The sequence below is a fragment of the Oceanimonas pelagia genome, from assembly GCF_030849025.1.
Taxonomy (GTDB): Bacteria; Pseudomonadota; Gammaproteobacteria; order Enterobacterales; family Aeromonadaceae; genus Oceanimonas; species Oceanimonas pelagia.
In genome coordinates this window covers 666,013-690,966 of record NZ_CP118224.1, presented here as the reverse complement: position 1 = coordinate 690,966, position 24,954 = coordinate 666,013, and the positions used below count along the sequence as shown (strand labels likewise).

The 24,954-nt window shown below is 61.8% G+C and carries 27 protein-coding genes; all 27 read right to left on the bottom strand.

Annotated elements, in window-relative coordinates; translation table 11 throughout:
- The 27 genes from cheY to PU634_RS03070 all read right to left on the bottom strand — a co-directional run bounded on the left by cheY (position 1) and on the right by PU634_RS03070 (position 24,939).
- A complete protein-coding gene (gene cheY, locus PU634_RS03200) occupies positions 1 to 372 on the bottom strand; it encodes a chemotaxis response regulator CheY (RefSeq protein WP_439331555.1) in 372 nt (123 codons plus the stop codon).
- A 144-nt stretch (positions 373 to 516) separates the two neighbouring features.
- Positions 517 to 1,239 (bottom strand): RNA polymerase sigma factor FliA, encoded by a 723-nt coding sequence (locus tag PU634_RS03195; RefSeq protein WP_306762629.1) that lies wholly within the window; start codon positions 1,237 to 1,239, stop codon positions 517 to 519.
- Complete coding sequence (locus tag PU634_RS03190; RefSeq protein ID WP_442604706.1) at positions 1,226 to 2,107, bottom strand: MinD/ParA family ATP-binding protein; 882 nt, start codon at positions 2,105 to 2,107, stop codon at positions 1,226 to 1,228. Before PU634_RS03190 ends, PU634_RS03195 begins: the two co-directional genes overlap by 14 nt.
- On the bottom strand, positions 2,100 to 3,458 hold the full coding sequence (gene flhF / locus PU634_RS03185; protein WP_306762627.1) for a flagellar biosynthesis GTPase FlhF: 1,359 nt from the start codon (positions 3,456 to 3,458) through the stop codon (positions 2,100 to 2,102). The genes PU634_RS03190 and flhF overlap by 8 nt, the downstream gene beginning before the upstream one ends.
- 13 nt (positions 3,459 to 3,471) lie before the next feature.
- Complete coding sequence (gene flhA / locus PU634_RS03180; protein ID WP_306762626.1) at positions 3,472 to 5,571, bottom strand: flagellar biosynthesis protein FlhA; 2,100 nt, start codon at positions 5,569 to 5,571, stop codon at positions 3,472 to 3,474.
- Positions 5,572 to 5,664: 93 nt separating this feature from the next.
- A complete protein-coding gene (gene flhB / locus PU634_RS03175; RefSeq protein WP_306762625.1) occupies positions 5,665 to 6,798 on the bottom strand; it encodes a flagellar biosynthesis protein FlhB in 1,134 nt (377 codons plus the stop codon).
- A gap of 1 nt (position 6,799) precedes the next feature.
- Positions 6,800 to 7,588, bottom strand: coding sequence for a flagellar biosynthetic protein FliR (gene fliR / locus PU634_RS03170; protein WP_306762624.1), 789 nt, complete (start codon positions 7,586 to 7,588; stop codon positions 6,800 to 6,802).
- A 2-nt stretch (positions 7,589 to 7,590) separates the two neighbouring features.
- The gene (gene fliQ / locus PU634_RS03165) at positions 7,591 to 7,860 is read right to left on the bottom strand and encodes a flagellar biosynthesis protein FliQ (RefSeq protein WP_306762623.1); all 270 of its coding nucleotides are present in this window, start codon (positions 7,858 to 7,860) and stop codon (positions 7,591 to 7,593) included.
- A complete protein-coding gene (fliP, locus tag PU634_RS03160) occupies positions 7,860 to 8,561 on the bottom strand; it encodes a flagellar type III secretion system pore protein FliP (protein ID WP_306763652.1) in 702 nt (233 codons plus the stop codon). Before fliP ends, fliQ begins: the two co-directional genes overlap by 1 nt.
- Positions 8,562 to 8,728: 167 nt before the next feature.
- Entirely contained in the window at positions 8,729 to 9,004 is a 276-nt protein-coding gene (gene fliO, locus PU634_RS03155) for a flagellar biosynthetic protein FliO (RefSeq protein WP_306762622.1), read from the bottom strand.
- 212 nt (positions 9,005 to 9,216) lie between these two features.
- The gene (gene fliN / locus PU634_RS03150; RefSeq protein ID WP_371319620.1) at positions 9,217 to 9,612 is read right to left on the bottom strand and encodes a flagellar motor switch protein FliN; all 396 of its coding nucleotides are present in this window, start codon (positions 9,610 to 9,612) and stop codon (positions 9,217 to 9,219) included.
- Positions 9,612 to 10,667 carry a flagellar motor switch protein FliM gene (gene fliM, locus PU634_RS03145; RefSeq protein ID WP_306762621.1) on the bottom strand — a complete coding sequence of 352 codons (1,056 nt, stop codon included), beginning with the start codon at positions 10,665 to 10,667 and terminating at the stop codon, positions 9,612 to 9,614. Before fliM ends, fliN begins: the two co-directional genes overlap by 1 nt.
- A 7-nt stretch (positions 10,668 to 10,674) precedes the next feature.
- Entirely contained in the window at positions 10,675 to 11,154 is a 480-nt protein-coding gene (locus PU634_RS03140; protein WP_306762620.1) for a flagellar basal body-associated FliL family protein, read from the bottom strand.
- A 30-nt stretch (positions 11,155 to 11,184) separates the two neighbouring features.
- Positions 11,185 to 12,408 carry a flagellar hook-length control protein FliK gene (locus PU634_RS03135; RefSeq protein WP_306762619.1) on the bottom strand — a complete coding sequence of 408 codons (1,224 nt, stop codon included), beginning with the start codon at positions 12,406 to 12,408 and terminating at the stop codon, positions 11,185 to 11,187.
- 151 nt (positions 12,409 to 12,559) lie between these two features.
- Entirely contained in the window at positions 12,560 to 12,997 is a 438-nt protein-coding gene (gene fliJ, locus PU634_RS03130) for a flagellar export protein FliJ (protein WP_306762618.1), read from the bottom strand.
- Positions 12,997 to 14,328 carry a flagellar protein export ATPase FliI gene (gene fliI / locus PU634_RS03125; RefSeq protein ID WP_306762617.1) on the bottom strand — a complete coding sequence of 444 codons (1,332 nt, stop codon included), beginning with the start codon at positions 14,326 to 14,328 and terminating at the stop codon, positions 12,997 to 12,999. Before fliI ends, fliJ begins: the two co-directional genes overlap by 1 nt.
- The gene (gene fliH / locus PU634_RS03120; RefSeq protein ID WP_306762616.1) at positions 14,315 to 15,118 is read right to left on the bottom strand and encodes a flagellar assembly protein FliH; all 804 of its coding nucleotides are present in this window, start codon (positions 15,116 to 15,118) and stop codon (positions 14,315 to 14,317) included. Before fliH ends, fliI begins: the two co-directional genes overlap by 14 nt.
- Positions 15,115 to 16,161 (bottom strand): flagellar motor switch protein FliG, encoded by a 1,047-nt coding sequence (gene fliG / locus PU634_RS03115; protein ID WP_306762615.1) that lies wholly within the window; start codon positions 16,159 to 16,161, stop codon positions 15,115 to 15,117. Before fliG ends, fliH begins: the two co-directional genes overlap by 4 nt.
- Complete coding sequence (gene fliF / locus PU634_RS03110; RefSeq protein ID WP_306762614.1) at positions 16,154 to 17,860, bottom strand: flagellar basal-body MS-ring/collar protein FliF; 1,707 nt, start codon at positions 17,858 to 17,860, stop codon at positions 16,154 to 16,156. The genes fliG and fliF overlap by 8 nt, the downstream gene beginning before the upstream one ends.
- A gap of 11 nt (positions 17,861 to 17,871) precedes the next feature.
- Entirely contained in the window at positions 17,872 to 18,186 is a 315-nt protein-coding gene (gene fliE, locus PU634_RS03105; RefSeq protein ID WP_306762613.1) for a flagellar hook-basal body complex protein FliE, read from the bottom strand.
- Between the two features lie 80 nt (positions 18,187 to 18,266).
- Complete coding sequence (locus tag PU634_RS03100; protein WP_371319619.1) at positions 18,267 to 19,598, bottom strand: sigma-54-dependent transcriptional regulator; 1,332 nt, start codon at positions 19,596 to 19,598, stop codon at positions 18,267 to 18,269.
- Entirely contained in the window at positions 19,595 to 20,635 is a 1,041-nt protein-coding gene (locus PU634_RS03095; protein WP_371319633.1) for a sensor histidine kinase, read from the bottom strand. Before PU634_RS03095 ends, PU634_RS03100 begins: the two co-directional genes overlap by 4 nt.
- Positions 20,636 to 20,665: 30 nt before the next feature.
- Positions 20,666 to 22,114, bottom strand: coding sequence for a sigma-54 dependent transcriptional regulator (locus PU634_RS03090; protein ID WP_306762610.1), 1,449 nt, complete (start codon positions 22,112 to 22,114; stop codon positions 20,666 to 20,668).
- Between the two features lie 323 nt (positions 22,115 to 22,437).
- Positions 22,438 to 22,833 (bottom strand): flagellar export chaperone FliS, encoded by a 396-nt coding sequence (gene fliS, locus PU634_RS03085; protein ID WP_306762609.1) that lies wholly within the window; start codon positions 22,831 to 22,833, stop codon positions 22,438 to 22,440.
- Positions 22,834 to 22,836: 3 nt separating this feature from the next.
- On the bottom strand, positions 22,837 to 23,136 hold the full coding sequence (locus PU634_RS03080) for a hypothetical protein (RefSeq protein ID WP_306762608.1): 300 nt from the start codon (positions 23,134 to 23,136) through the stop codon (positions 22,837 to 22,839).
- Positions 23,133 to 24,515, bottom strand: a complete 1,383-nt coding sequence (gene fliD / locus PU634_RS03075) for a flagellar filament capping protein FliD (protein ID WP_306762607.1) — start codon at positions 24,513 to 24,515, stop codon at positions 23,133 to 23,135. Before fliD ends, PU634_RS03080 begins: the two co-directional genes overlap by 4 nt.
- A 46-nt stretch (positions 24,516 to 24,561) precedes the next feature.
- A complete protein-coding gene (locus PU634_RS03070; protein ID WP_306762606.1) occupies positions 24,562 to 24,939 on the bottom strand; it encodes a flagellar protein FlaG in 378 nt (125 codons plus the stop codon).
- Positions 24,940 to 24,954: the final 15 nt, after the last annotated feature.

Genomic DNA, 24,954 nt, shown 5'->3' with positions numbered 1-24,954 from the left:
TTATCCGATGCGCTCGAAAACCTTCTCGAGTTTTTCCTTAAGGGTGCCGGCGGTAAACGGCTTGACCACATAGCCGTTCACCCCCGCCTGGGCGGCGGTGATGATCTGCTCGCGCTTGGCCTCGGCGGTCACCATCAGCACCGGCAGGTGCTTGAGTTTTTCGTCGGCACGAATGGCCTTGAGCAGGTCAATGCCCTGCATGCCCGGCATGTTCCAGTCGGTCACCACAAAATCGAAGTCGCCGTTCTTAAGCATGGGCAGGGCCGTCAGGCCGTCATCCGCCTCGTGCGTGTTGTTAAAGCCCAGATCCCTGAGCAGATTTTTTATAATCCTGCGCATGGTGGAAAAATCATCCACGATGAGGATTTTCATGTTCTTGTCCAACCCATTCCTCCTGTTCTGCTGAACCAACAGCCGCTGAACATGATAAGAGACGCCCACTGTTAACTAGTCGGCAGAAACTCCGGCTTCTTAAGCGAGAAGTTGCGGATTATCTCACTTAACTTGTTGTCAAAATCAAATTTTCCAGTCTTTCAGGCGCGATTTCAGCCGCAGCATGGCCTGACTGTGTATCTGGCTCACACGGGACTCGGATACCTCCAGGATCTGACCGATTTCCCGCAGATTAAGCTCTTCGTCGTAATAGAGCGACAGCACCAGGGCTTCCCGCTCCGGCAACTTGCGAATGCCCTCGGCCAGGGCGTGCTGAAAACGGTCTCTGGCCATGCCTTCAAAGGGGCTGCCGGCATGGACCGAGGAGCAGGCCTGATACTCTACGCCCTGCTCAAACTCGTCCATCTCCAGCAATTTGCCGTGATTCACGTCCGCCAGCATGGCGTGATACTGACCGATAGAGACCCCCAGCTCCTCGGCAATTTCCCGGTCCTGGGCCGGGCGCCCTTCCCGCCGCTGAATGCTGTGCATGGCCTCGGCAATCTGACGGCCGTTGCGGTGCACCGAACGCGGCACCCAGTCGCCCCGGCGAATTTCGTCGAGCATGGCGCCGCGAATGCGAATACCGGCAAAGGTCTCGAAACTGGCCCCCTTGGAGGCGTCAAAGTTTTTCGCCGCCTCCAGCAGGCCCACCATGCCCGACTGGATCAGATCGTCGAGCAACACGCTGTCGGGCAGACGTGCCAGCAAATGCTGGGCAATGCGGCGCACCAGATCGGCATGGCGCTCCACCAGCCCCTGGGTATTGTGCCGGGCGTAGGCCTGCGCCTTGCTACCCCCGAACATCCTGCTCTGCGACCGGGTTGGCCAGCAGCCTCTCAACAAAGAATTGCAGGTGTCCTTCCGCCCGGTGGGGCGTGGGCCAGTTCAGCGCCTTGGCCGCCAGGGCGCGAATGGCCATGGCCGAGGGCGACTTGGGATACTGGTTGACCACCAGGCTCTGGCGGCGTACCGCCATGCGCAGGTTGCCGTCAAAGGGAATGCAGGACACCAGCTCGAGGGACGCATCAAGGAACTTGTCGGTAACCCGGGTGAGCTTGGCAAACAGCTCCATGCCCTCGCGCTGGCTGCGCACCATGTTGGCCACTATCTTGAAGCGAAATACGCCATGCTCCCGGGAAAGCAGCTTGATCAGGGCATAGGCGTCGGTGATCGAGGTGGGCTCGTCGCACACCACCACCAGCACCTCCTGGGACGCCCGGGCAAAGCTCAGCACCATGTCGGAGATGCCGGCGGCGGTGTCCACCAGCAGCACATCCACCGGGGTGCGCATTTCGCTGAAGGCCCGGATCAGACTGACGTGCTCCAGCGGCGACAGCTCGGTCATCGACTGGTTGCCGGAAGTGGCGGGGATGATGCGGATGCCCTGCGGGCCTTCCACCATGACCTCATCCAGGGTGCATTCGCCCCGCAGCACGTGGGACAGGTTGTGGCGCACCCGAATGCCCAGCAACACGTCCACGTTGGCCAGCCCCAGATCGGCGTCCAGCACCATCACCCGCTTGCCCTGGGCCGCCATGGCCGAGGCCATGTTGAGGGTAATGTTGGTCTTGCCGACCCCACCCTTGCCGCCGGTCACGGCAATCACCTGCACTCTGTTCATTTTTTGCATAAGCCGCAGTCCGCTTGCCTGGTCCTGAAACCAATTATTCATAAAAACGCGCATCCTCTTGGTCGGCATCGGAAGCTTCCCAGTAGTAAGGGTCTTCCCGTTGCTGCTCTACCGTCCCCAGGGCCTGGCGCACCAGCTCGTCGGCCCTGGCCAGGCGCAGATCTTCCGGCACCCGCTGGCCGTCGGTGACATAACTGATGGGCAGGCTGTTCTGAATGCTGATGTCGAGTACATCGCCCAGCGACAGGCTCTCGTCCAGTTTGGTGAGAATGCAGCCCGCCAGGGGAATGCGGCGAAAATGCTCCACCGCCTCCTGCAGCACACGGCGCTGGGCGGTGGACGGCAGCACCAGGTAATTGCGAATGCGGATCTGGCGATCCCCCACCAGGTTGTCGAGCTGCTCATTGAGGCGCATGTCCCGCTGGCCCATGCCGGCGGTGTCGATCAGCACCAGACGGCGGTGGCGCAGCTGATACAGCGCCTGGGCCAGTTCCTGATAGGTCCGCGCCTGCTTGACCGCCACGCCCATGATGCGGCCGTAGGTCTGCAGCTGTTCGTGCGCGCCGATACGGTAATGATCCGTGGTGATCAGCGCCAGCTGATCGGCACCGTGGCGGGCGGCAAAGCGGGCCGCCAGCTTGGCGATGGTGGTGGTCTTGCCCACCCCGGTGGGGCCGAGCAGGGCCACAGCCCCGCCCTGACGCATGATTTCGTCTTCCCCGGTCACCAGCAGTTCGTTCAGCGCCGCTTCAATCTGGGCCCAGGCCTCGTGGGGCGCGGCCCGCTCGTGCACCCGCATGGCCAGCATATCGGCAAAGCCATCGCTGAACCCCAGCTGCTTGAGCTGCTTGATCACCATGGCCCGCACCGGCTCGCGCCGCTCCACCTCCTGCCACATCAGGCCGGACACCTGGTGTTCCAGCAGCCGGCGAATGCTGGCGATTTCCTGACGCATGGCGTTCAGCTCTTTGTCCTTGGCGCTTTCCTTCTGCCGGCTGCTTTTGCCTCCGCCGGCAAACAGCGGCGCAGGCTGGCTCAGCACCGGCTCCCGGCGCCGTTCGGGCTGGCCCCAGTCCACCTGCTCGGCCAGGGTTTTGGGCGAGGGCTCGGTTTTGCCGCGGTTGAGCAGCGCCTGCAGCGAGTCGGCCTGCTGCTGCTGGCTGAGCGGCGGGACAAATTGACGGGCCTGCGACGAGATTCTGACATTGTCGTCACTCAGGGCCCGTGAAGGCGGTTCAACCGGCGCGCCGTCGTCGTCATCCACGGCGGCCACGATTTCGATGCCGCCTGACACCTTCTTGTTGGACATGATCACCGCATCGGCCCCGAGCACTTCCTTGACCTCGGCCAGCGCGGCTCTCATGTCCTTGGCAAAAAACCGTTTAATCTTCATTCAATCTCTCCCGCTACTGCTGCCCGACCGACGCCACTATGCGGATTTGGCGATCATCCGGCACTTCCTGGTAAGACAGCACCCGCAGACTGGGAATGGTGTGTTTGACAAAGCGCGCCAGGGTGGTACGCAACATGCCCGAGGTCAGCAGTATCGCCGGCTGACCTTCCAGCTCCTGGTTGGCGGCGGCCTGGCTCAGGGACTGCTGCATGCGCTCCGCCAGCCCCGGCTCTATGCCGCTGCCCTGAGCGCCACCGGCCTGCAAAGAGTTCTGCAAAATCTGTTCCAACTCTGGTGCCAGGGTAATAACCGGCAGCTCGCGCTCGGTGCCGGCGATTTCCTGCACCAGAAAACGCCGCAGGGCAATGCGGCAGGCGGCGGTGAGCACTTCCGGATCCTGGCTCTTGGGTGCGTATTCGGTGAGGGTCTGCAAAATGGTGCGCATGTCCCGAATGGACACGCCTTCGTTCAGCAGACTCTGCAGTACCTTGGTGACCAGGGCCAGACTCAGGGTATTGGGCACCAGCCCCTCCACCAGCTTGGGCTGGCTGCGCCCCACCTGATCGATCAGGTTCTGCACCTCTTCATGACCCAGCAGCACGGCGGCATTGTTGGTCAGCAACTGACTGAGATGAGTGGCCACCACGGTGGCGGCATCCACCACCGTGTAACCCAGGCTCTGGGCGTGTTCGATCTGGTCCCGGGCAATCCAGGTGGCTTCCAGACCAAAGGCCGGATCCCGGGTATCGATGCCCTGCACCGGCCCGAACACCTGCCCCGGGTTGATGGCCAGCTCCCGCTCGGGATAGATGTCGGCGAGCCCCGAGCTGACCCCCATCAGGGTGATCTGATACTGGTTGGGGCCCAGCTCCAGGTTGTCGCGAATGTGCACGGCGGGGATCAGAAAACCCAGCTCCTGGGACAGCTTTTTGCGCACGCCCTTGATGCGGCTGAGCAGCTCCCCGCCCTGAGAGATGTCCACCAGGCTGATCAGCCGGTAACCCACTTCCAGGCCGATGGTGTCGACCTGCATCACATCATCCCAGCTCAGCTCGCGGTTTTCACTGCCAGCCACCGCCGGCGGCTGGGCACCGGCCTCTTCCTGCTGTTGCTGCCGCTCCCCCTGGCGCTTGTGCATCCACCAGGCGCCGGCGGCGGACAGGGCGCCGAGCAGCAGAAAGGCAAAATGGGGCATGCCCGGCACCAGCCCCATGGCGATGAGAATGCCGGCGGCAATGGCCAGCGAGCGCGGGTTGTCAAAAAGCTGACCCAGCATGGCCTGGCCCATGTCTTCCCGGGTGTTTTGCCGCGTCACGATAATGGCGGCGGCGATGGACAGCAGCAGCGAGGGGATCTGCGCCACCAGGCCGTCCCCTATGGTGAGCAGGGTATAAACCCGGGCGGCGTCGCCGAAGCTCAGCCCATGCTGGGCCATGCCGATGAGAAAGCCGCCGAGAATGTTGATAAACAGGATCATGATGCCGGCGATGGCGTCGCCCTTGACAAACTTGGAGGCACCGTCCATGGAGCCGTAGAAGTCGGCTTCCTGAGTGACTTCGTCCCGGCGGGTGCGGGCCTCGTCCTGGTTGATAAGCCCCGCGTTAAGGTCGGCGTCGATGGCCATCTGCTTGCCGGGCATGGCGTCCAGGGTAAAGCGGGCGCTCACTTCGGAGATCCGGCCGGCCCCCTTGGTGACCACCACGAAGTTGATGATCATCAAGATCAGAAACACGATGAGACCGACCGCATAGTTGCCACCGATCACCACCGAGCCAAAAGCCTCGATCACGTTACCGGCGGCATTGCCCCCTTCGTGGCCTTCCAGCAGCACCACCCGGGTAGACGCCACGTTGAGCGCCAGCCTGAGCAGGGTGGCCACCAGCAGCACGGTGGGAAAGGCGGCAAAGTCGAGGGGGCGCTGGGTGTATACCGCCACCAGCAGCACCACCAGCGCCAGGGCAATATTGAAGGAGAACAGCACGTCCAGCATCAGGGGCGGAATGGGCAACACCACCATGGCCAGCGCCGCCAGCACCAGCAGCGGCGTACCCATGCCCTTGTTCACCCACCGGGACCACTGTTTTGCCTGTGAAAGCCTTGCCCTTAACTCCATGACACTCGCGGAAAATCAAAAATCATGGTCGGGGGAATGCAAGAAATGAGCCAATCATCCTGGAGAATGGGCCATGCTAATCCCTTAATATTTTTACACCCGGTACTCATCGGGGATGGGCAAGTCGTCCTTGAGCGGCAGCGGCTTGTTGCCCTGGCCCTTGCGCCAGGCGTTCAGCTGGAACACATAGGCCAGCACCTGGGCCACGGCCACGAACAGGCCGTCGGGAATTTCCCGATCCAGCCTGGTCGAGAAGTACACCGCCCGGGCCAGGGCCGGCGACGAGATCACCGGCACCTGGTATTCCCGGGCCACTTCCCGAATCTTGAGCGCGATTTCGTCCAGCCCCTTGGCCACCACCACGGGAGCGGCGCCGGGCTTGTCCTTGTCGTAACGCAGGGCCACCGAGAAGTGGGTCGGGTTCACCACCACCACGTCGGCGGTAGGTACTTCGGCCATCATGCGGCGGTTGGCCATTTCCTGCTGCAGCCGGCGAATACGGCTTTTCACCTCAGGCTTGCCCTCGGTATTCTTGTATTCGTCCTTGATTTCCTGCAGGGTCATCTTGAGCTGGCGAGTGTGGTTCCATACCTGAAAGGGCACGTCGATGGCCACAATGGGCAGCAGTGCCAGACACAGCCCCAGCCCCATCCACAGCAGCAGTTCCAGCGCGTCCTTCATCGCCAGGTTCAGGGTTTCGCCGCTCAGACGCAGAATGTGATCGAACTGCCCCCACAGCAGCCAGACCGCAATGGTGGCGATAAACACCACCTTGGCGATGGACTTCAGCAACTCCACCAGCGCCTGCACCCCGAACATGCGCTTGAGGCCGTTCATGGGACTGAGGCGACTGAATTTTGGCATCATCGCCTGGGTGCTGAAGTTAAAACCGCCCAACAGGCTGTTACCCACCAGGGCCGCCACCAGCACCACGGCAAACATGCCCAGCAGCGGCCACATCAGGCCGCCAATGGCCTCGGCCAGCGCCGGCATCATGGCGGCCGGGTCAAAAATGGCCGCCCGCTCCAGCCGGAAACTTTGCTCAAACACCCTGGACAGGGCCGCCCCCAGTGAATCGCCCAGCATCAGCAGGGCGGCGGCCGCGCTGAGCAGCACCGCCGCCGTGCCCAGCTCCTTGGAGCGGGGGATCTGGCCTTTTTCCCGCGCCTGCCGAAGTCGCTGCTCCGTGGGCTGTTCCGTTCTTTCCTGACCATCCGACTCTGCCATGTCAGCCTCCTTCGCAGGTCAGTCTCAGGCTGTCGCACATCACCTGTTGCAGGCGCAGCCACTGATTTTCAAAGTGATCCATAAAGCCGCCCAGGGTCAGCCACATGATGAACAGGCCACACACCATGCTGATGGCAAATCCCACGCTGAAGATGTTGAGCTGGGGCGCGGCCCGGGTCATGACGCCAAAACTGAAATTGATCAGCAGCATGGCCACAATGGCCGACAGTGACATGGCCACCGCCGCCTGAAACAGCAGGGTGAGCAGGCCGGCCAGGTGTTGCCAGTCGCCCACGGAAAAACCGCTGGCCGACACCGGCACCGAGCTGAAGCTGAGCACGATGGCCTCGATCATCACCAGGTGACCGTCGAGGCCGAGAAACAGCAGCGTGCCCAGCATCAGATACAACTGGCCCACCACGGGGGCCGACTGGCCGTTCAGCGGATCCACCATGGAGGCAAATCCCAGGCTGGTCTGCATGGCGATGATCTGGCCGGCGGTCACGAAGGTTTGCAGCAAAAACTGGGACAGCAGGCCAATCACGGCGCCTATCAGCACCTGCTGAAGGGTGATCAGAAAGCCCTGCACCGAAAACAGCTCCACCGCCGGCATGGCCGGCAGCACTGGCGCCACCGCAATGGTAATGGCCACCGCCAGCAGCAGCCGGGTGTAGACAGGCGTCAGCTGGGCGCCGAACATCACCATGGTCATCATCAGTCCGGCAATGCGAAACAGCGGCCAGAGGTAGGACGCCAGCCATTGCATCAGCTCGGCGGTGGTGTAGTTCACCCCTAGCCCACCACCTGGGGGATCTGGCTCGCCAGCTCGTGAAAATAGTCGATCAGCATGCCAAAGCCCCAGTGGGCCCCCACCGCCAGGGCCCCCAGGGTGACCAGCAGCCGGGGCAGAAAGCTCAGGGTCTGCTCGTTGATGGAAGTGGCGGCCTGAAAGATGGACACCAGCAGGCCCACCGCCAGGCTCGGAAAAATCACCGCCGACACCAGTACCGTGACCAGCCAGAGGGCGCTGCGGAACAGATCGACGAAGGTTTCCGGGCTCATTACGGGGCTCCCAGTCCAAAGCTGGTGGCGAGCGTGCCCATGATCAGGTTCCAGCCGTCCACCAGCACAAACAGCATCAGCTTGAACGGCAGCGAGATCAGCATGGGCGAGAGCATCATCATGCCCATGGCCATCAGAATGCTGGCCACCACCAGATCGATCACCAGAAACGGCAGAAACAGCATAAAGCCGATCTGAAAGGCGGTTTTGAGCTCACTGGTCACAAAGGCCGGGATCAGCACCCGCAGGGGCACCTCGGCCTCATTCTCTACCTGCACGTTGGCGATATTGAGAAAGGTATCCAGATCCTTGACCCGGGTCTGAGCCAGCATAAAGTCGCGAATGGGCAGCTCGGCCCGGGACAGGGCTTCCTTTGACCCTATGTCTTCCGCCAGATAGGGCTGCAGTGCCTCGGCGTTCACCCGGTCCAGCACCGGCGCCATGATAAAGAACGACAGAAACAGGCTGATGCCGATCAGCACCTGGTTGGACGGGCTCTGCTGCAGGCCGAGTGCCTGCCGCAAAATGGACAGCACCACGATAATGCGGGTAAAGGAGGTCATCATGATGACCACCGCCGGCAAAAACGACAGCGCCGTCATCAGCGCCAGCACCTGCAGGGTGAGGCTGTATTCCTGGCTGCCGTCCGGGTTGGTGGTGACGGTCACCGCCGACATGCCCTGCTGGGCCAGGGCCGGCATGGCCAGCAACAACAGCAGCGGCAGCAAGTAACTGATACGGCTCACCCGTTATCCCTTTTCATGTACATCTGCTCCCAAACCATCACTTGCTGAAATGGCACTTAAAGTTAAGTCTCTGTCATACCGGGCCTGACCCGGTATCTTTTGCACAAAGCTCCTGACTTTCGTCAGGATGACGGCTCAGTAAAGCTTCTGAGTAACGACTGGCTCTCGGGCACTTCCAGCGGCTGCTCCAGCTTGCCCAGACGGTTGATGTTCTGAGGAGTAATGCCGAGCAGCCACTGCTCCTCGCCCACCTGCACCACCACCAGCTTTTCCTTGTGGCCCAGGGCCAGGCTGGTGATCACCCGCAACTGACGATTGCCGCCCAGGGCCGGCAGTTTCAGCCGCCGCAGCCCCCAGCCCAGCGCCAGCAGCAGGCCGATCACCAAGGCCGACGACACGGCCCAGGACCCCCACTGGATCTCCGGTCCGCCCTGGGCACAAGCTGGTGCCGTCATCATTAAACAAAACAGGGTAGCTGGCACTTTAGTTGGCAGGGCCAGTGCAACAGGCCGTGAAGACCCGGCCGTGTGCGGGCTTGCGCCGGCCAAAGCGGCGCCTACGGCAGCACGCATTAAACGCCGACATGCATTAATGATGGGGCCTGCGCATCTCATTTCAGCTTTTTAATCCGTTCGGTCTGGCTGATCACGTCGGTCAGGCGAATACCGAACTTGTCGTTCACCACCACCACCTCGCCGTGGGCGATCAGGGTGCCGTTGACCATCACGTCCAGCGGCTCCCCCGCCAGCCGGTCCAGCTCCACCACGGATCCCTGGTTCAGCTGCAGCAGGTTGCGAATGCTGATCTGGCTCTTGCCCACTTCCATGGAAATGGTCACCGGAATATCCAGAATGGTGTCGAGCTTGCGCCGCTCCTCCTGGGTAATGGGCGCCTGGCCGTCGGCACTGAAATCGTCCAGTTCGGCGGGTTTCACCCCCCCTTCCTGCTCCGCCATGGCCTCGCCCCAGATATCATCCAGCTCGCTTTGATCGTTCTGCTCGCTCATTATGCGTCCTCAATGGTTCTTTCCAGTTCTTCCAGCTCGGCTTCGCCATCAATGCGCACGCCGCGGCGGGTCACTTCATGCAACTCGGTCTTGACGGTTTCCGGCCGCTTGATCTTTTCGGTAATGCGAATGGCCATTTTCTCCCCCGCGCGGCCCAGCTGGGCGCGAAAGGTGGGCAGCTCTTCCACCGACACCAGCAGGTGCTCGGGCATATCGACGGGAATAATATCACCGGCCTTCCAGTTCATGAGCTCGCCCAGGCTGACCTGCTTTTCCAGCAGCCGGGTGGTCATTTCCACTTCCACGTCGAGAATTTCATCGCGCAGGGCCTTGCCCCAGCGCAGATCATTTTCGCCCTTGTCGCTCTGCACACCGGCATCCAGCAGCTCGCGAATGGGCTCCAGCATGCCGTAGGGCAGGGTCACGTGAAAGTCGCCGCCGCCGCCGTCGAGATCGATGTGAAAGGAGCTCACCACCACCACCTCGGTGGGGCTCACTATGTTGGCCATGGTGGGGTTTACCTCGGAGTCGAGGTACTCGAATTCCACGTCCATCACCGGCGCCCAGGCTTCCTTGTAATCCTCAAACACCAGCTTCAGCAACAGCTGGATCACCCGGCGTTCGGTGGGGGTGAACTCCCGGCCCTCAATCTTGGCGTGACGGCCGTCGCCCCCAAAAAAGTTGTCCACCAGAATGAACACCAGCCGGGCCTCCATGGTCACCAGGCCAATGCCCTTGAGGGGGCGAAAGCGCACCATGTTGAGACTGGTGGGCAAAAACAGCGAGTGCACGTACTCGCCGTATTTGATGACCTGCACCCCGTTAATGGAGACCTCGGCGGTGCGGCGCATCATGTTGAACAGGCTGATGCGCATATGACGGGCAAAACGCTCGTTCACCATTTCCAGGGTCGGCATGCGACCCCGAACGATACGATCCTGCGAAGAGAAGTCAAAGGAGGCAATACCATCTTCGGTACCGGCATCCTCTTCTTCGATGTCGTCCACCCCGTGCAGCAGGGCATCGATTTCATCCTGGGATAACAGATCGCTCACGACTCACCTATTGCATCACTATGCTGGTAAACAACACTTTCTCGAACAACCGCTTTTCCAGCACCTCGGCAGAAGCATGATTCAGCTCGCTCAGGGCTTCTTCCCGCAAGGCCTGCTTGCTTGCCGCAGAGGAATAGTTATCGGCGCTCTGGCGGCTGAACACATCCAGCAACGTACTTTCAAGCAGGGGAAGGTGTTTCTGCGCAAGATTGGCGTTGGTATCCCCCCGCACCATCAGCTGGGCCTCTATCTGCACCAGCCGGTCCCGGCTACCTCCGGACACACTGAACACAAAAGGCTGAGACAGACTCACATATCTGGCCGAGCGTTCGGCCTCATTTTCTTCAACCGTCCCGGGCCCCGATGAGAAGGGCATCAAAAACCAGGCGATTCCGCCAGCACCGGCTACCAGCACTACCAGCAGTACAATCAGCACCGGTTTGCGCTTGTACCATGACACCTTGGGAATGGTAAGGTTATCCGCCATTGTTGTTTATTCCTTGTTGTTTCACCGCATTTAAGCAAAATAATCAATCAGGCCGCGGTCTTCCGAACGGGCAGAAAAACCGGATACCGGCTGCCAGCTTTCTTCTTCCGGCACGCCACTCGCGGCCGTTGTGCCGGCCCCTCTCTGCCCCGGCTCCCTGTTTTCGGCATTGCCGCCCTGCCCGGTAAAACCGCCCACCTGCCCCTGCCCCAGCTGTATGCCCTGCTGCCCCAGCATGTCTCTTAACCTGGGCATGGCCTGCTCCAGCATCTCCCGGGCCTGGGGGTGGTGAGCCAGAAACTGAATGCTGGCTTCCCCCTGCTCCACCCTGATGTGGATCCGTAAGCCCCCCAGCTCGGATGGGCTCAACTGAATATCAGCCTGCTGCATATTCTGATTAACCAGCACTTGCACCTGCTGAGCCATCTGGCGGGCGTTCTGCTCCGGCGCCCCCTGATGCAAAGACAGTGTCCGTTCCCCCGTCAGCGACTGCGCTCGCTCATTAAGCGGAATTCCCTGATCCCGCCCCTGCAACGGCAAGACACCCTCAGGCTGATTGGGCAGCGCCGAGTCATCCGCACTGTAAGAACCGTTTTCAACCGTTTTCAACAAGAATCCCGCCTCACCGGCCGCCTGCTCTGGCTGCAGCATGCTTGCCTGGTCACTGAGCCGACTGCCGGCTTCGCTGGTCGGATCGCTGTGAGTTGGTTCGCTGAATTTGGCTTCAGTGGCGGCCGGCTCGGGCTTGTTGCTTTGATGCAAGCCGGTTTGCCAGCGCTGACCATGCCTGATCTGGGCCAGCCAGTCAGGCTCAGCGTCATCCTGAAGCTTCGGCACAGCACTGTCTTGCTCCCCCTGACCATGAGCCGCATCGGGAAGCACAATTGCCAGCACCTCGGATGTTCTGGTCTCAGGGGCCGTCGTTACCACCAAAGGAGCCTCTTCCTGCTCATCCTCGTTCAAACGCAAGTCTTCCGCATCCTGCAATGGAGTCAGCTCTTTGAGCGGCAACTGCTTGCCCCCCTCCTCACTCTGCGGCAATGGCTCCCCATTTTCAGCATCAGCGTCTGTCGGCAAGGCCGGCGTCTCGGCCTGTTTCTCCGCTTTGCCTGATGAAGGGGCAGTCTTTGCCTGCTCGGTCTGCGCCATCACCTTGTCAAAGTCGGTGTCTGCACCGGCCTTGCCGGCTCGCCCGCTTCCACTTTCGTTTACAGCCGTCTTGGGGCCGGCCATTCCGGTCATCAATATGGTCATGCCTGCACCTTGTTCAAACTCGGACAAACAGGCCAGCTGTTCCGCGAACTGCACAGTGGCCGGACACCTTAAAATAAAGCAAGTTATGTACCAGTTTTATAGAACATCCATAAAGCACAAGCCCATCGAACTTCACGGAAACAACGGCAAACTACAGCGGCTTCTGGTGAAAACGGTAAATGGCGAGGTTGTCGAGCATCTTCTGCTCCTGACGGGCGGCTTCCTGCTGCTTGCGCTCGCTTTCTCGGGCCATCAGCTTTTCAATGGCCTGTTTGCGGGCACGCACCGCCAGCCAGGCGTCACGGCTATGGGCAAGCTGCTCCCGGGCCTGCTGCAGGCCCTGCTGCTGCTGTTGCCGGGCCATTTCCAGCTTGTCGATAAAGCCGCGAAAATGCCCGAACTGGTGGGCTTCCAGCCCGTTTTGGCCGCGCTGCTGAAAGGTCTGCACATACTGTCGCTGATACTGGCTCAGGGTCTGTTGCTGCTGCTCCATCTGCTGCAACTGCAGTTGCGCGCCACCAAGCTCCGCCGCCGCCTTGCGCTCTTCACCATCCAGCTGCTCCAGCAGCAGGGTCAGCGCCCTGCTCATCAGCCGGCCCTCATCAGCGGCATGGCCACCATATGCAGCTCGTTAAGGCAGGTTTCAAGATCAAACACCTCGGTCATGCCCTGGGTCAGAAAGCGCTCCAGCCGGGGGCGAATGGTAATGGCCATGTCCAGCCTAGGATCGGCGCCGCTCTTGTAGGCCCCCAGGTTGATCAGATCGTGATTCTGCTGATAGAGGGCATAGGCCTGCTTCAGTGCCCGGGCCTGTTGCTGGTGCTCGGGAGTGGTAACCGCCGTCATCACCCGGCTGATGGACTTCTCGATATCGATGGCCGGGTAGTGGCCGCTGTCGGCCAGCTGCCGCGACAGCACAATATGGCCGTCGAGAATGGCCCGGGCGGCATCGGCAATGGGATCCTGCAGATCATCACCCTCGGTGAGCACGGTAAAAAAGGCGGTAATGCTGCCCTGCCCGTCACCACCGTTGCCGGCCCGCTCCACCAGCGCCGGCAATTTGGCGAACACCGAAGGCGGATAGCCCTTGCTGGCCGGTGGCTCACCCACCGCCAGCGCGATTTCCCGCTGGGCCTGGGCATAGCGGGTGAGCGAGTCCATCAGCAGCAACACATTCAGCCCCTGATCCCGGTAATACTCCGCCAGGGTCAGGGCGGTTTCACAACCCTTCAGCCGCATCAGCGGAGAGGCGTCGGCGGGGGCCGCCACCACCACGGAGCGGGCCCGGCCCTGGTCGCCCAGGATCACGTCGATAAACTCCTTCACCTCCCGGCCGCGCTCGCCAATCAGCCCCACCACCACCACGTCGGCCCTGGCGCCCCGGGTCATCATGCCGAGCAGCACACTCTTGCCCACCCCCGAGCCGGCAAACAACCCCATGCGCTGGCCCTGGCCCACGGTCAGCACCGAATTGATGGCACGCACCCCCACGTCCATCGGCGTCTCGATGGGCCTGCGCGCCATGGGGTTAATGGGGCGGGACACGAAATCGGCGGTGGTGGCGGTGTTGATGGGGCCCAGGCCGTCCAGAGGCTGGCCAATGCCGTTGATCACCCGGCCCAGCAGTGCCATGCCCACGGGCACGCCGGCACCATTGCCCGCCGGCGTGACTCTGGCCCCGGGGATCACGCCTTTCAGGGACTCGCTCGGCATAAGGTAGAGCTTGTTGTCGGCAAAGCCGACCACTTCCGCGTCCATTTCCCCGAACTGGGTCTGCACCTTACACTGGCTGCCCACGGCGGCGGTGCAGCCCACCGCCTCCAGCGTGAGCCCCACCACCCGGGTGAGTTTGCCGCTGGCGGCCATGGACGGGGTCAGGCCGGCGGTCTGGTAAGCACAAAGACGCTCAGCCAGCGTCATGGAAACGGCTCCAGTTGGCCTTGATAAAATTGGCCATCAACTCATCGATACGGCCGGCCAGACTGACATCCAGCTGCGACATGGCAGTGGTGAGCCTGAGCTCGCCCCGTTCCAGCCCGGGCTCAACCACAAACTCCCAGCCCCGTTTGGCCCGGGCTTCGTCGTTATAGTGCTCGGCCAGCATCGCCATGTCGTCGGCATGCAGATAAAAGGTAAGCGGACCGTCATGGCGGGGCAGCGCCTGCAGCGCCTCCTGCACCGTGGCCAGCAACAGTTTGGGCGAGGCGCTGACCTCGGCCTTCAGCAGATTGCGGGCCAGCTCCATGGCCAGGGTGACCAGGCTTTGCTCCACGGTATGGTCCACTTGCGCCAGCGGCGCCTGCAGCCGCTCGACAAGGGCATTCAGTTGCTCCAGCCGCTGCCGGATCTGCTCACGGCCTTCCGCCAGCCCCTGCTCCAGCCCCTGCTGCAGGCCGGCCTCGTGGCCTTCCTGCATGCCCTGCAGCCGGCCCTGCTCGCGGCCTTCGGCCAGGCCCTGCTCCTTGCCCTCGGCATGGCCTTCCTCAAAGGCGGCCTGACGAATGGCTTCCAGCGCCTCGGCAGTAAGGGGCTCGGACGCGGCTTCCTCGCCGGGCTCGGCGGCTTCAGCCTCGGGTTCGTGCTCGGTACGCAGATGCAGCGCCACGCGTTCTTCCCGGGGCGCACGGGCCACTTCCATCTCGGGCCATTGCCAGGCATTCAGGCCCGCCGGTACCCTATCCTCGGGGTTGTAGCCTTTTTTAATGCTCACAGGTAGTCATCCCCGCCACCCTTGGCCAGCATCATCTCGCCGCTGTCGGCCAGGCGCCGGGCGGCCGCCAGAATATCCCGCTGGGCCCCTTCCACATCGCTGACCCGCACCGGGCCCATGGCCTCCAGGTCTTCCTGCAGCATTTCCGCCGCCCGCTTCGACATGTTGCGGAAAAATTTCTCCTTGAGCTGATCGTCGGCGCCCTTGAGTGCCCGCTGCAGCAGCTCCGGGTTAACCTCGCGCAGCAGCACCTGAATGCCCCGGTCGTCCACGTCGATCAGGTTTTCGAACACGAACATCAGATCCTGAATCTTCATGCTCATTTCTTCATCCTGGTCGCGAATGGACTCCATCAGCGCCCCTTCCACGGCGGTGTCGAGGTAGTTCATGATGTCGGCGGCGGTCTTCAGCCCCCCCATCTTGGCCGCCTTGGCGTTGCTCTTGCCGGCAAACTGCTTTTCCATGATGTCGTTCAGTTCCTGCAGCGCCGCCGGCTGCACTTCTTCCAGCTCGGCGATGCGCATGATCAGATCCAGCCGCATGGGCTCGGGAAACTGCTGCAATATGGCCGCCGCCTGATCGGCGTCGAGGTACGACAGCACTATGGTCTGAATTTGCGGGTGCTCGTTGTGAATAATGCCGGCCACCTGACGGGCATCCATCCACTTGAGCGAGTCGAGGCCACGAGAGCCGGCACCGGCCGAAATCTGGTTGACCAGCCGGCCCGCCTTGTCTTCCCCCAGGGCCGCCACCAGGGCATTGCGCACAAAGTCCTGGCTGCCCACGCCAATCTTGGTAAAGCGCTGAATATCCTCAATAAACAGCCGGTGCACGGCACTCACCCGATCCGGACCAAAGTCATTCATCGCGGCCATTTTCATGCCCAGGCGCTGCACCTGCTTGGGATCCAGATGGCGAAAGATCTGGGCGGCGTCCTCTTCCCGCAGGCTCAGCATCAGCAATGCGGCCTTTTCGGTGCCCGTCATGCGCGACAGCATCTCCCGCTGCGCGTCGGTAATCACCAGCTCCTGTTGATCACTCATCGCTTTGTACCCAGTCTTTAATCACCTGCGCCGCCAGATCCGGCTCGTTGGCCACCAGCGCCCGTACCGCCGACAGCAGATCTTCATCCTTGTTGAGGTTGGGCAGCCTGAGCTGTCCGTCCCGAATGCCAAACATGCCGTCTTCCAGCTCCGCCTGCTGGGCCAGCATGTCCAGCTCGTCACTGCCCGCCAGGGCGCTCTGACCATCGAGCCCCAGTTCGTCGGGCTTTTCATCGATGTTGAGCAGGCGTTTCATCATGGGACGCACCAGCGCCAGCAGTAGTACCACCAGCACCAGCACGGCGCCGAGAATGCGGGCCAGCCGCCAGAACCAGGCCTGCTCATAAAAGGGAATATCGGCCACGGTGTCGAGATCGGGGCGGTTGAATGACATGCTGACCACCTCGATGGCATCGCCCCGGCTCACATCAAAGCCCAGCCCGCCTTTGAGCAATCGCTCGATGCGGGCCAGCTCGGCGGCGTCGAGCGGCACCCGCTCCAGACTGCCGTCGGCCTGCGTCACCGTCTTGTAGTCCACCGCCACCGACACCGTGAGCCGGCGAATGTCGCCCACGGCGCTTTCGGTGTGGCTGATGGTGGTGTCGAGCTCAAAGTTGCGGGTAGCCTCGCGCCGGCTGCGCTCGGTCCCGGTTTTTTCCGAAGCCTCGCCGGCCTGCTCGGGAATATCGCTGTCCACCGGAGGCTGGTTGGTGAGCGCACCGGGAATACCGATGGCACCGCGACCGGAGGTGTTGTCTTCCATCACCATTTCCGAGCGGATTGCCGGCATGTCGGGGTTATAGGTTTTCACCGTTTGCTGACGACGGCGAAAATCGAGGCGCAGATCCACCTCGGCGGTGTAATTGCCCAGCCCCAGCACCGGGCTGAGAATGGCGTCAATCTTCTGGCGGTATTCCTCTTCCTGCTTTTGCTGCAGTTCAAACTCACGCCGGTTACGGGCGGCCAGGGGATCCTGAGAGCCGGAGTTGAGCAGGCGGCCGTTCTGATCGGTCACCGTTACCCGGCCCGGGGTGAGATCCGGCACCGCCGACGCCACCGTATCCACAATGGCATCCACTTCTTCCTGACGCAGGCTGGTGCCCCGGCGCAGGTTCAGCACCACGGTAGCGCTGGGCTTGCGCTTGTCGCGCACAAACACATTTTCCCGGGGAATGGCCAGCAGCACCTGAGCCCGGGACACACTGTTATATTGTTCAATCACCCGGGCCAGCTGGCGCTCCCGGCTGAGGTTAAGACGTTCGCGCTCCAGCCGCTGGCTGATGCCAAAGCCGGGATCGGACAGCAGAATGCTGTCGCCCTCGGGCGGCGCCTGGGTCAGGCCGGAACGACGCAGGCCGAGCTGAATGTCGGCATATTGATCGGCGCGCACCAGCACGCTGTTGCCGTCGATTTTGTATTCTATTTTCTGAGCATCGAGAAAGTCGAGGGTTTCAATCAGTTCCTGATTGTTGTATACCCCCAGCGGCCGCATTTCCGGCTCCTTGCCCCACAGCAGCACAAACACCGCCATGGCCAGACAAATGGCCAGGGCCAGCACAATCACTATCTGGCGCAGCACATCGGCATTGCCCAGCAGGGCAAAGGGCGTGCTCTTGCGCTCCTGCGCCTCCATGGCGGCGCCGCCGTTATTGGCAGGAAGCGTGCTCTTGTCGGTTTCCGCCAGCGGATTGTCAGCCACCCGTCAGCTCCTTACACCGGCATGTTCATGATGGTCTTGTAGGCATCCACCAGCTTGTTGCGTACCTGCACGGTGGCCTCAAAGGCGATGCTCGACTTCTGGGCCGAGATCATCACCTGCTCCAGGCCCACCGACTCGTCGCCCAGCTCAAAGCGGGTGCGCAGCTCGTTGGTGGTTTGCTGCAGACCATTGACCTTGTTTACGGCCTGGCCCAGCAATTCGGCAAAGTCCTGACGAGGGCCGGTGCCCTGCACCGGGGCCAGGTTTTGGGCCTCGCCCTGCATTGACTGCATCTCGGCCAGCAGCGCGGCGGCTTTAATCTCCATCAATTTGGCTCCTCAATCAGTAAACACTCATGCGAACACGCATCTTAATGCAAAGGCCGGGCCAGTTCATCTTTTCAGCGTCAGGCGGGTACCTTTATCCCCGCTTCGCGCATGCGCGCCAGCTTGTAACGCAGGGTGCGCGGACTGATGCCCAGCCGCTCCGCCACTTCACGCCGGCTGCCGCCGCTGTTGTGCAGCGCCTGCAGAATAATGCGGTGCTCCTGGTTTTCCAGCGCTTCTCCCAGCTCCGCAGCGGTGGCGGCCGGCACCGGCACGGAAACCGGGCTGCCGTCGTCCAGCAAAATGTCGCCGGCCGTTATCTCGGTGCCGGCGGCCAGGATCAGCGCCCGCTGCATCACGTTATCCAGCTCGCGCACATTGCCCGGCCAGTGCCAGCCCTGCAACCGGAATTCGGCCTCGGCAGACAACACCACACCATGCCGGCCCTGCGCCCGAGCGTGGCAGTTCAGCAGAAAGCGGGCCAGGGGCAGAATGTCGGCGGGGCGATCGGCCAGGGACGGCCACGCCAGCGGAAACACATTCAGCCGGTAGTAGAGATCTTCCCTGAAACTGCCTTCACTGACCGCCTGACGCAGATCCCGGTTGCTGGTGGCCAGCACCCGCACGTTCAGCCTCAGGGTTTTGCGTCCGCCCAGCCGCTCCACTTCCTGCTCCTGCAGCACCCGCAGCAGCTTGGCCTGAAGCGCCACGTCCATTTCGGTGATCTCGTCCAGCAACAGGGTACCTTCCTGGGCCAGCTCGAACTTGCCGGCACAGGCCTGCACCGCGCCGGTAAAGGCGCCCTTTTCATAGCCGAACAGGGTGGCTTCCAGCATGTTGTCGGGAATGGCCGCGCAGTTGATGGCCACAAAAGGTTTGTCGGCCCGGCTTGAACGGCGGTGAATGAAGCGCGCCAGCACTTCCTTGCCGGTGCCGCTGGGACCCGAGATCATCACGCTGGCATCGGTGGCCGCCACTCTGGCCGCCAGTTGCAGCAACTGGCGGCTGGCGGCGTCTTCGGCAATGGGATCTTCATGGCTGTGCAGCGCCGGACGCACATAACGGCGCACTCGCTCCAGCAGGGCATCGGGGGTAAAGGGCTTGGCCAGATAATCCACGGCACCGGCACGCATGGCGGCCACCGCCCCCGCCACCTGAGCGTGGGCGGTGATCACCAGCACCGGCAGCCCGGGCAGGCGCTCGCCTATCCAGCCGAGCAGCTCCAGGCCATTCATGCCGGCCATTTGCACGTCGGTGATCACCATACGCACCGGCGCCTGTTGCAGATAAATCATGGCGTCTTCGGCACTGACCACACAGGTGCACTCAAGGCCGGCCAGCTCCAGGGTATCCTGCAGCGCCTGCTGCAGACCGGTGTCGTCTTCCACAACCAGAATATCGGTGTTCATCATGCCTCCTTGTTGGCCGCCAGTGGCAACCACAGGCTGAAACAACTGCCTCGCCCCGGTGCCGAGCTGACCTCCACCCTGCCCTGATGGGCGCGCAACACCGAGGCCACCGCCGCCAGCCCAAGCCCCGAGCCCTGGCTGCGGGTGGTGAAAAAGGGCGTGAAGATCTGCTTTTGCAGAGCCTCATCCATGCCCTTGCCATTGTCGGCAAGGCGGATAAGAGCCCAGTCTCCTTCGCGCCCGGCAACCAGGGTCAACGCATCGGCACCGGCCTCGACGGCGTTTTCCAGCAGGTTGAGCACTATACCCTGCAGGCTGTTGCCGTTGCCCAGCACCTCGAGCCCGGGCTCCACCCGGCACTCAAGACTGGCCTTGCCTGCCAGCAGGGGCGCCGCCGCCTCGACGGCGGCATTCAGCAGGGTGTTCACACACAGCGGCTCGGCCAGGGCCGCCTGATCGGGCCGGGCATAGAGCAGAATGTCGCTTATTTGACGCTCAATATCGCCGAGCCTGTCCATCAGCCGCTGCTGAAAGCGCTGACGTTGTGAAAGATCCAGCCCGGGGCTGGCCAGATTGGCGCCGTACAGCATGGCCGCCGACAAGGGCGTGCGGATCTGATGCGCCAGGGTGGCCGCCATGCGCCCCAGGGCCGCCAGCCGCTCGGCGTGGCCCTGCTGCTCGGCCCAGGCCCGGGTGGGAGTAAAATCGGTCAGTTGCACCAGCTGACCGGGCAGGCCGGGCAGATGGGAAATGGCCAGCTGCACCCTGCGGCCGTCGTGCAGCGACACCTGCAGGCCATCATCGGGCCTGGGCGCAAAGGCCCGGGCGATCACGTCAAGCCAGGGAGTATTGAGCAAAGGCTCGCCCAGCAGCGCCCGGGCGGCGGCGTTGGCCCGGCTGACCACGCCCTGGCCATCCACCCACAGCAGGCCACCGGGCAGGGTGTGAAGCACCTCTTCAAGACGTGCCGGGCCCAGCAGGGCAAGCCAGGAGGCATGGGGGGCGGATTGAGTGGGTGTGAATGTGCTCATGGCAGCGATGATTCAAAATGCGTGCCACTCGCAAATTGTTCAATCGCGCCCGATGCCGTATTTTTTCATTTTCTCCACCAGAGTGGTGCGGCGCATGCCCAGATGCTCGGCGGCCCGGGCCACCACGCCGTCGTGGGCGTCCAGCGCCCTGCCAATCATCTCCACCTCGATATTGGCCAGCATTTCCTTGAGGTTAACGCCTTCGGCGGTGATGTCGGGAATGTGCAGTTCGCCATTGAGCACCGGTACTTCGTCTTCCGGTTCAAAGTCAAAGAAGGTGGTGCCTGCGTCGTCGAACTCAACGGGTTCGTCGGAAAAAATGGATGCCAGCGCCGCCTGCTCGTCCATGTCATCAAAGGACTCGGGCACATGGTCACCCCGGTATTTTTCCGGCAAATCGGCCGGCTGCACCTGCTGTCCGGGGCACAGGATCATCATGCGCTCCACCAGGTTCGACAGTTCGCGCACGTTACCGGGCCAGCGGTAGCCCTGCAGGGTTTGAATGGCCGCCGGCGAAAAGTCGAGATCCACCTTGTGCTCGTTGCGGTGGCGTGCCACCAGCTCCCTCAGCAGCAGGGCAATGTCGTCGCGGCGCTCGCGCAGCGGCGGGGCGGTAATGGGAAACACGTTCAGCCGGTAGTAGAGATCTTCGCGAAAACGCTGCTCCTGGATCATGGCTTCCAGATCCCGGTGGGTGGCGGCAATGATGCGCACATTGGCCTTGATGGGACGGGTGCCCCCCACCCGCTCAAAGCTGCGCTCCTGCAACACCCGCAGCAGCTTTACCTGCATGGGCAGGGGCATGTCGCCGATTTCATCCAGAAACAGAGTGCCGCCATCGGCCAGTTCAAAACGGCCCTTGCGCGCCGACACCGCGCCGGTAAAGGCGCCCTTTTCGTGACCGAACAGCTCGCTTTCCAGCAAATCCGCCGGAATGGCGCCGCAGTTAATGGGCACAAAGGGACCTTTCGCCTGCTGCGACAGCAAATGAATGGCGCGGGCGATCACTTCCTTGCCGGTGCCGGACTCCCCCAGCAGCAGCACATTAGCCTGCTTGTCGGCCACCTGCTGGATCAGCCCCTTAACCGACTGCATGGCCGTGCTTTCTCCCACCAGCAGCTCTTTCAGGCACTGCTCATGCTGCAGGCTTTGCGCCGCCGGGCGCCACTGCTCGGCCTGCCCCAGCAGGCGGGTAAGTTCGTCGTAGGTCAGTTCACTCAGGGTGCCCAGCAAATTGGGCGCCGAGCTGCGAAGGGGCTGCAGACTGATAAACACATGATGCGCAAACTGCTCTGGCAGTTCGTGCAAGGGTGCGTTAATGTCGCCCAGCAATACCGTTATGGTATGAGCCTGCTCCTGCAGCCAGGCCAGATCACTGGCACGGCTGCCACTGCGCCACTCGACCTGCATAAAAGAGAGAATAGCTTCCAGCCTTGTTCGACGTTCCTGGTCGTGATCCATGATCAGAATGCGGCCGCTAAAGCTCATAATGGAGAATTTCCTCGTTAGTCTTTTCAAGAGTAAGCGTCTCTCGCACATTCATTCCTGCAGAAACGAGAGCATTACACCATAGCAGTTTCAAACGAGCCTTTCATTTCAAGGCAAGACGACATTCTGACATGGGTGTCAAAAGTTGGCGAACGAAAAAGACGGATTCTCGGCGTGGAATTGATCAGAATCAATTAAAGAACAATCATTGAGCAATCAATGATTAAATGGCGAGCGGTTGTGGCATATTTCTGACGTTTGTAACTATTTTCGTGCTTTGAACGCGGCGGTGATAACGGGCGGCCTGCGGCCGCCCCATGGGCTCAGGCCGGTACTTCCTGCTGTTCGGCCGGAATGGCATCCCAGGCGGCTTTGATTTCCCGCAGCACACCAGCGGCGTTCTCCAGCCGGACTGCACTGTTTTCGCTGTTGGCCAGCATCAGCTCGCGGGCGGCAAAATCGTAGAGATTGTCGAGGTTGGCGGCAATGTCACCACCAGCTTCCACATCCAGCGCCGCCTGCAGCTCGGCCACAATGGCCAGGGCCGCGCCGATCAGCTCGCCCTTTTGAGCGGGCTGATTTTGCTCCATGGCGCTCCGAGCCCGGGCCAGCCGCTCCAGGGCACCGGCCAGCAGCATTTGCACCATTTTATAGGGGCTGGCCACGTCCTTCTGGCTGGTGACCGCCACCGATTTATAGGCTTTAAGTGAGCCACGCATCGCTTACTCCTGATGTTTGATTTTTTGATAGGCCCCCACCGAACGGCGGCCCTTTTGCATGCCAGCCAGTTGCTCGGCCAGCCGTTGACGAGTGTGTTCGGCCTGCTGTTTAAGCTGCTCGGAACGCGCCATTAATGCATTGACCTGCCCGGGGCTGAGCATTTCCTGCTCCAGCAGCAGCGCCAGCAGGCGTGCCCGCTCGGCCAGCAGTTCCTGCAGCTGTTCGCCATCCAGCTGCTCCGGCGCGCCAAAGCGAGCCAGCAGCCCGGCATCCAGGGTTTCCAGTTGTTCGGTAAGACTCATTTCTTGCTGCCATAAAAGTCGGGCATGTTTTCAAAGGCGCTGATCACCGAGCTGAGCTGCTGGTTCATTTGCGACACCACCATGTCCATGGCGGAAAACTGCTTGTACACCCGCGCCTCGTACTGCTCCATGTATTCGTCGAACGACGCCTTCTCTTTTTCCAGCTTTTTCATTTGCTGGCTGAGCGTTTCACCCTTTTGAGTGATGACCCCTTCCTTGCCCACAAAATCGTCGGCCAGGCCCTTTAACTGACCGGTAAGGCCCTTGTCGCCAGCAAGAAGCAGACCAACCTGTTCAAAGTTGTCATCCAGCTGTTGCTGCAACTGCTCGCTGTCCAGCTCCAGGCTGCCGTCCTTGTTGGTGGTAATGCCCAGATCCGCCAGGCTCTGCACCGGCGGTTGGGCGCCTGCCAGCGGGGCGCTCATCATGCGCCTTAACTGCGACATTAAATTGCGGGTGCTGGTGTCGCCATTCAGCGGCGACGCCTTACCGGCATCGGCGTCGTAACTGGTGAGCGAGCCCACCGTGCTGGCCACCTTGTTAAAGGCATCCACCAGGCTCTTGATGTTGGTTTCCACCGCCTTTTTGTCGTAACCAATGGTCAGCCGGGTGTCGGGCTTTTCGGTGGTATTGGCCTTGTCCAGGGTCAGGGTCACGCCGGCGATGGCGTCTTTTATTTCGTTGCTCTGGCTGGTAACCCGGGCGCCGTCTATGGTGAGCTCGGCGTTTTTGGCCGCCTGCACCTCGGTGAGCTTGCCGTCCGCATCCAGCAGTTGCGACAGGCCGCCCGGGGTGCCTTCGCTGACGGTGAGGCCAATCTGGTGGTCGGTGCCGGTTTTTTCGGAAAACAGCACCAGCCGCGAGCCGGCGTCATCGGTCACCACAGTGGCCTTTACGCCCTTGTTGTTCTCGGCGCTGTTGATAGCCTGGGCAATGCCGGACAGGGTGCTTTGGTCTTTTTCCACCGTCACGGCAAAGGACTGATCTCCCACGCTGATGTTGAGGCTGCCCTCGCCCAGCTTGGTGCTTTTGTCGATGGCCTGGCTGCCCGCCTTGTGGGCCTGTGCCAGTTGCTCCACCACCAGGGTATAGCTGCCGGCCACGGCATTTTTGCCGGCTTTGGCGGAAACAAAGCCGCTTTCACTGAAGCTGGTGGAGCGTTTCTGAAAGGCGTCGTTACCCTCCAGCTTGCCGAGGGCGGTTTTAAAGCCGTCGAGCGCGCCGGTAAGGGAGCCATAGGCCGAGAGCTTAACGTTAATGTCGGCCGCCCGCTTGTTAAGCAGTTGCTCCTTGGGGCCGCGCTCGGCGTTGACGGTGGCATCCACAAAGCTCTGAATGGGAAAACCCGAGCCCACCCCGGGCAGTTTGAGATCACCCATGTTGCGTCTCCTTTCTGGCGCGTGTCGTTATCGGCGCGCGTGTTTGTCAGGCTCGGGTGTCGATCAGCCCGCCGCTGGCCTCGGCCAGGCGGGTAATCACATCCAGCAGCTCTTCGCTGGGAATTTGCCGTATCACTTCGCCCTGATCGTCCAGCACGGTGACCACATTGCGGCCCGAGTCTTCATCCACCCGAAACTGCAGGCTGCGGTTAAAGCTGCCGATAAACTCCTGCATCTGCCCGGCCATATCTTTCAACTGCTCGGCAGAGAGATTGGCCTCACCGGCCTCGGCGCCGGCCTGCACCGCCTGCCTGGTTTGCGTGGCCTCGGCCTGGGCCGGGGTTAACGGGGCCGGCGCCTGGCGCGGCTGGGTACTTACCTCGGCGGCGGTTTGCTGCCGGTTGGTGGGGGCTGGAATGTCCATACCATGGCTCCTTGA

Excerpts from the sequence above, each read along its gene's own strand:
- cheY (WP_439331555.1), bottom strand. The coding sequence starts at position 372 with ATGAAAATCCTCATCGTGGATGATTTTTCCACCATGCGCAGGATTATA.
- PU634_RS03195 (WP_306762629.1), bottom strand. The coding sequence starts at position 1,239 with ATGTTCGGGGGTAGCAAGGCGCAGGCCTACGCCCGGCACAATACCCAG.
- PU634_RS03190 (WP_442604706.1), bottom strand. The coding sequence starts at position 2,107 with ATGAATAATTGGTTTCAGGACCAGGCAAGCGGACTGCGGCTTATGCAA.
- flhF (WP_306762627.1), bottom strand. The coding sequence starts at position 3,458 with ATGAAGATTAAACGGTTTTTTGCCAAGGACATGAGAGCCGCGCTGGCC.
- flhA (WP_306762626.1), bottom strand. The coding sequence starts at position 5,571 with ATGGAGTTAAGGGCAAGGCTTTCACAGGCAAAACAGTGGTCCCGGTGG.
- flhB (WP_306762625.1), bottom strand. The coding sequence starts at position 6,798 with ATGGCAGAGTCGGATGGTCAGGAAAGAACGGAACAGCCCACGGAGCAG.
- fliQ (WP_306762623.1), bottom strand. The coding sequence starts at position 7,860 with ATGAGCCCGGAAACCTTCGTCGATCTGTTCCGCAGCGCCCTCTGGCTG.
- fliP (WP_306763652.1), bottom strand. The coding sequence starts at position 8,561 with ATGCCGGCCCTGGCCCAGCAGGGCATGTCGGCGGTGACCGTCACCACC.
- fliN (WP_371319620.1), bottom strand. The coding sequence starts at position 9,612 with ATGAGCGAGCAGAACGATCAAAGCGAGCTGGATGATATCTGGGGCGAG.
- PU634_RS03140 (WP_306762620.1), bottom strand. The coding sequence starts at position 11,154 with ATGGCGGATAACCTTACCATTCCCAAGGTGTCATGGTACAAGCGCAAA.
- PU634_RS03135 (WP_306762619.1), bottom strand. The coding sequence starts at position 12,408 with ATGACCATATTGATGACCGGAATGGCCGGCCCCAAGACGGCTGTAAAC.
- fliJ (WP_306762618.1), bottom strand. The coding sequence starts at position 12,997 with ATGAGCAGGGCGCTGACCCTGCTGCTGGAGCAGCTGGATGGTGAAGAG.
- fliI (WP_306762617.1), bottom strand. The coding sequence starts at position 14,328 with ATGACGCTGGCTGAGCGTCTTTGTGCTTACCAGACCGCCGGCCTGACC.
- fliG (WP_306762615.1), bottom strand. The coding sequence starts at position 16,161 with ATGAGTGATCAACAGGAGCTGGTGATTACCGACGCGCAGCGGGAGATG.
- fliE (WP_306762613.1), bottom strand. The coding sequence starts at position 18,186 with ATGGAGATTAAAGCCGCCGCGCTGCTGGCCGAGATGCAGTCAATGCAG.
- PU634_RS03100 (WP_371319619.1), bottom strand. The coding sequence starts at position 19,598 with ATGATGAACACCGATATTCTGGTTGTGGAAGACGACACCGGTCTGCAG.
- PU634_RS03090 (WP_306762610.1), bottom strand. The coding sequence starts at position 22,114 with ATGAGCTTTAGCGGCCGCATTCTGATCATGGATCACGACCAGGAACGT.
- fliS (WP_306762609.1), bottom strand. The coding sequence starts at position 22,833 with ATGCGTGGCTCACTTAAAGCCTATAAATCGGTGGCGGTCACCAGCCAG.
- PU634_RS03080 (WP_306762608.1), bottom strand. The coding sequence starts at position 23,136 with ATGAGTCTTACCGAACAACTGGAAACCCTGGATGCCGGGCTGCTGGCT.
- fliD (WP_306762607.1), bottom strand. The coding sequence starts at position 24,515 with ATGGGTGATCTCAAACTGCCCGGGGTGGGCTCGGGTTTTCCCATTCAG.
- PU634_RS03070 (WP_306762606.1), bottom strand. The coding sequence starts at position 24,939 with ATGGACATTCCAGCCCCCACCAACCGGCAGCAAACCGCCGCCGAGGTA.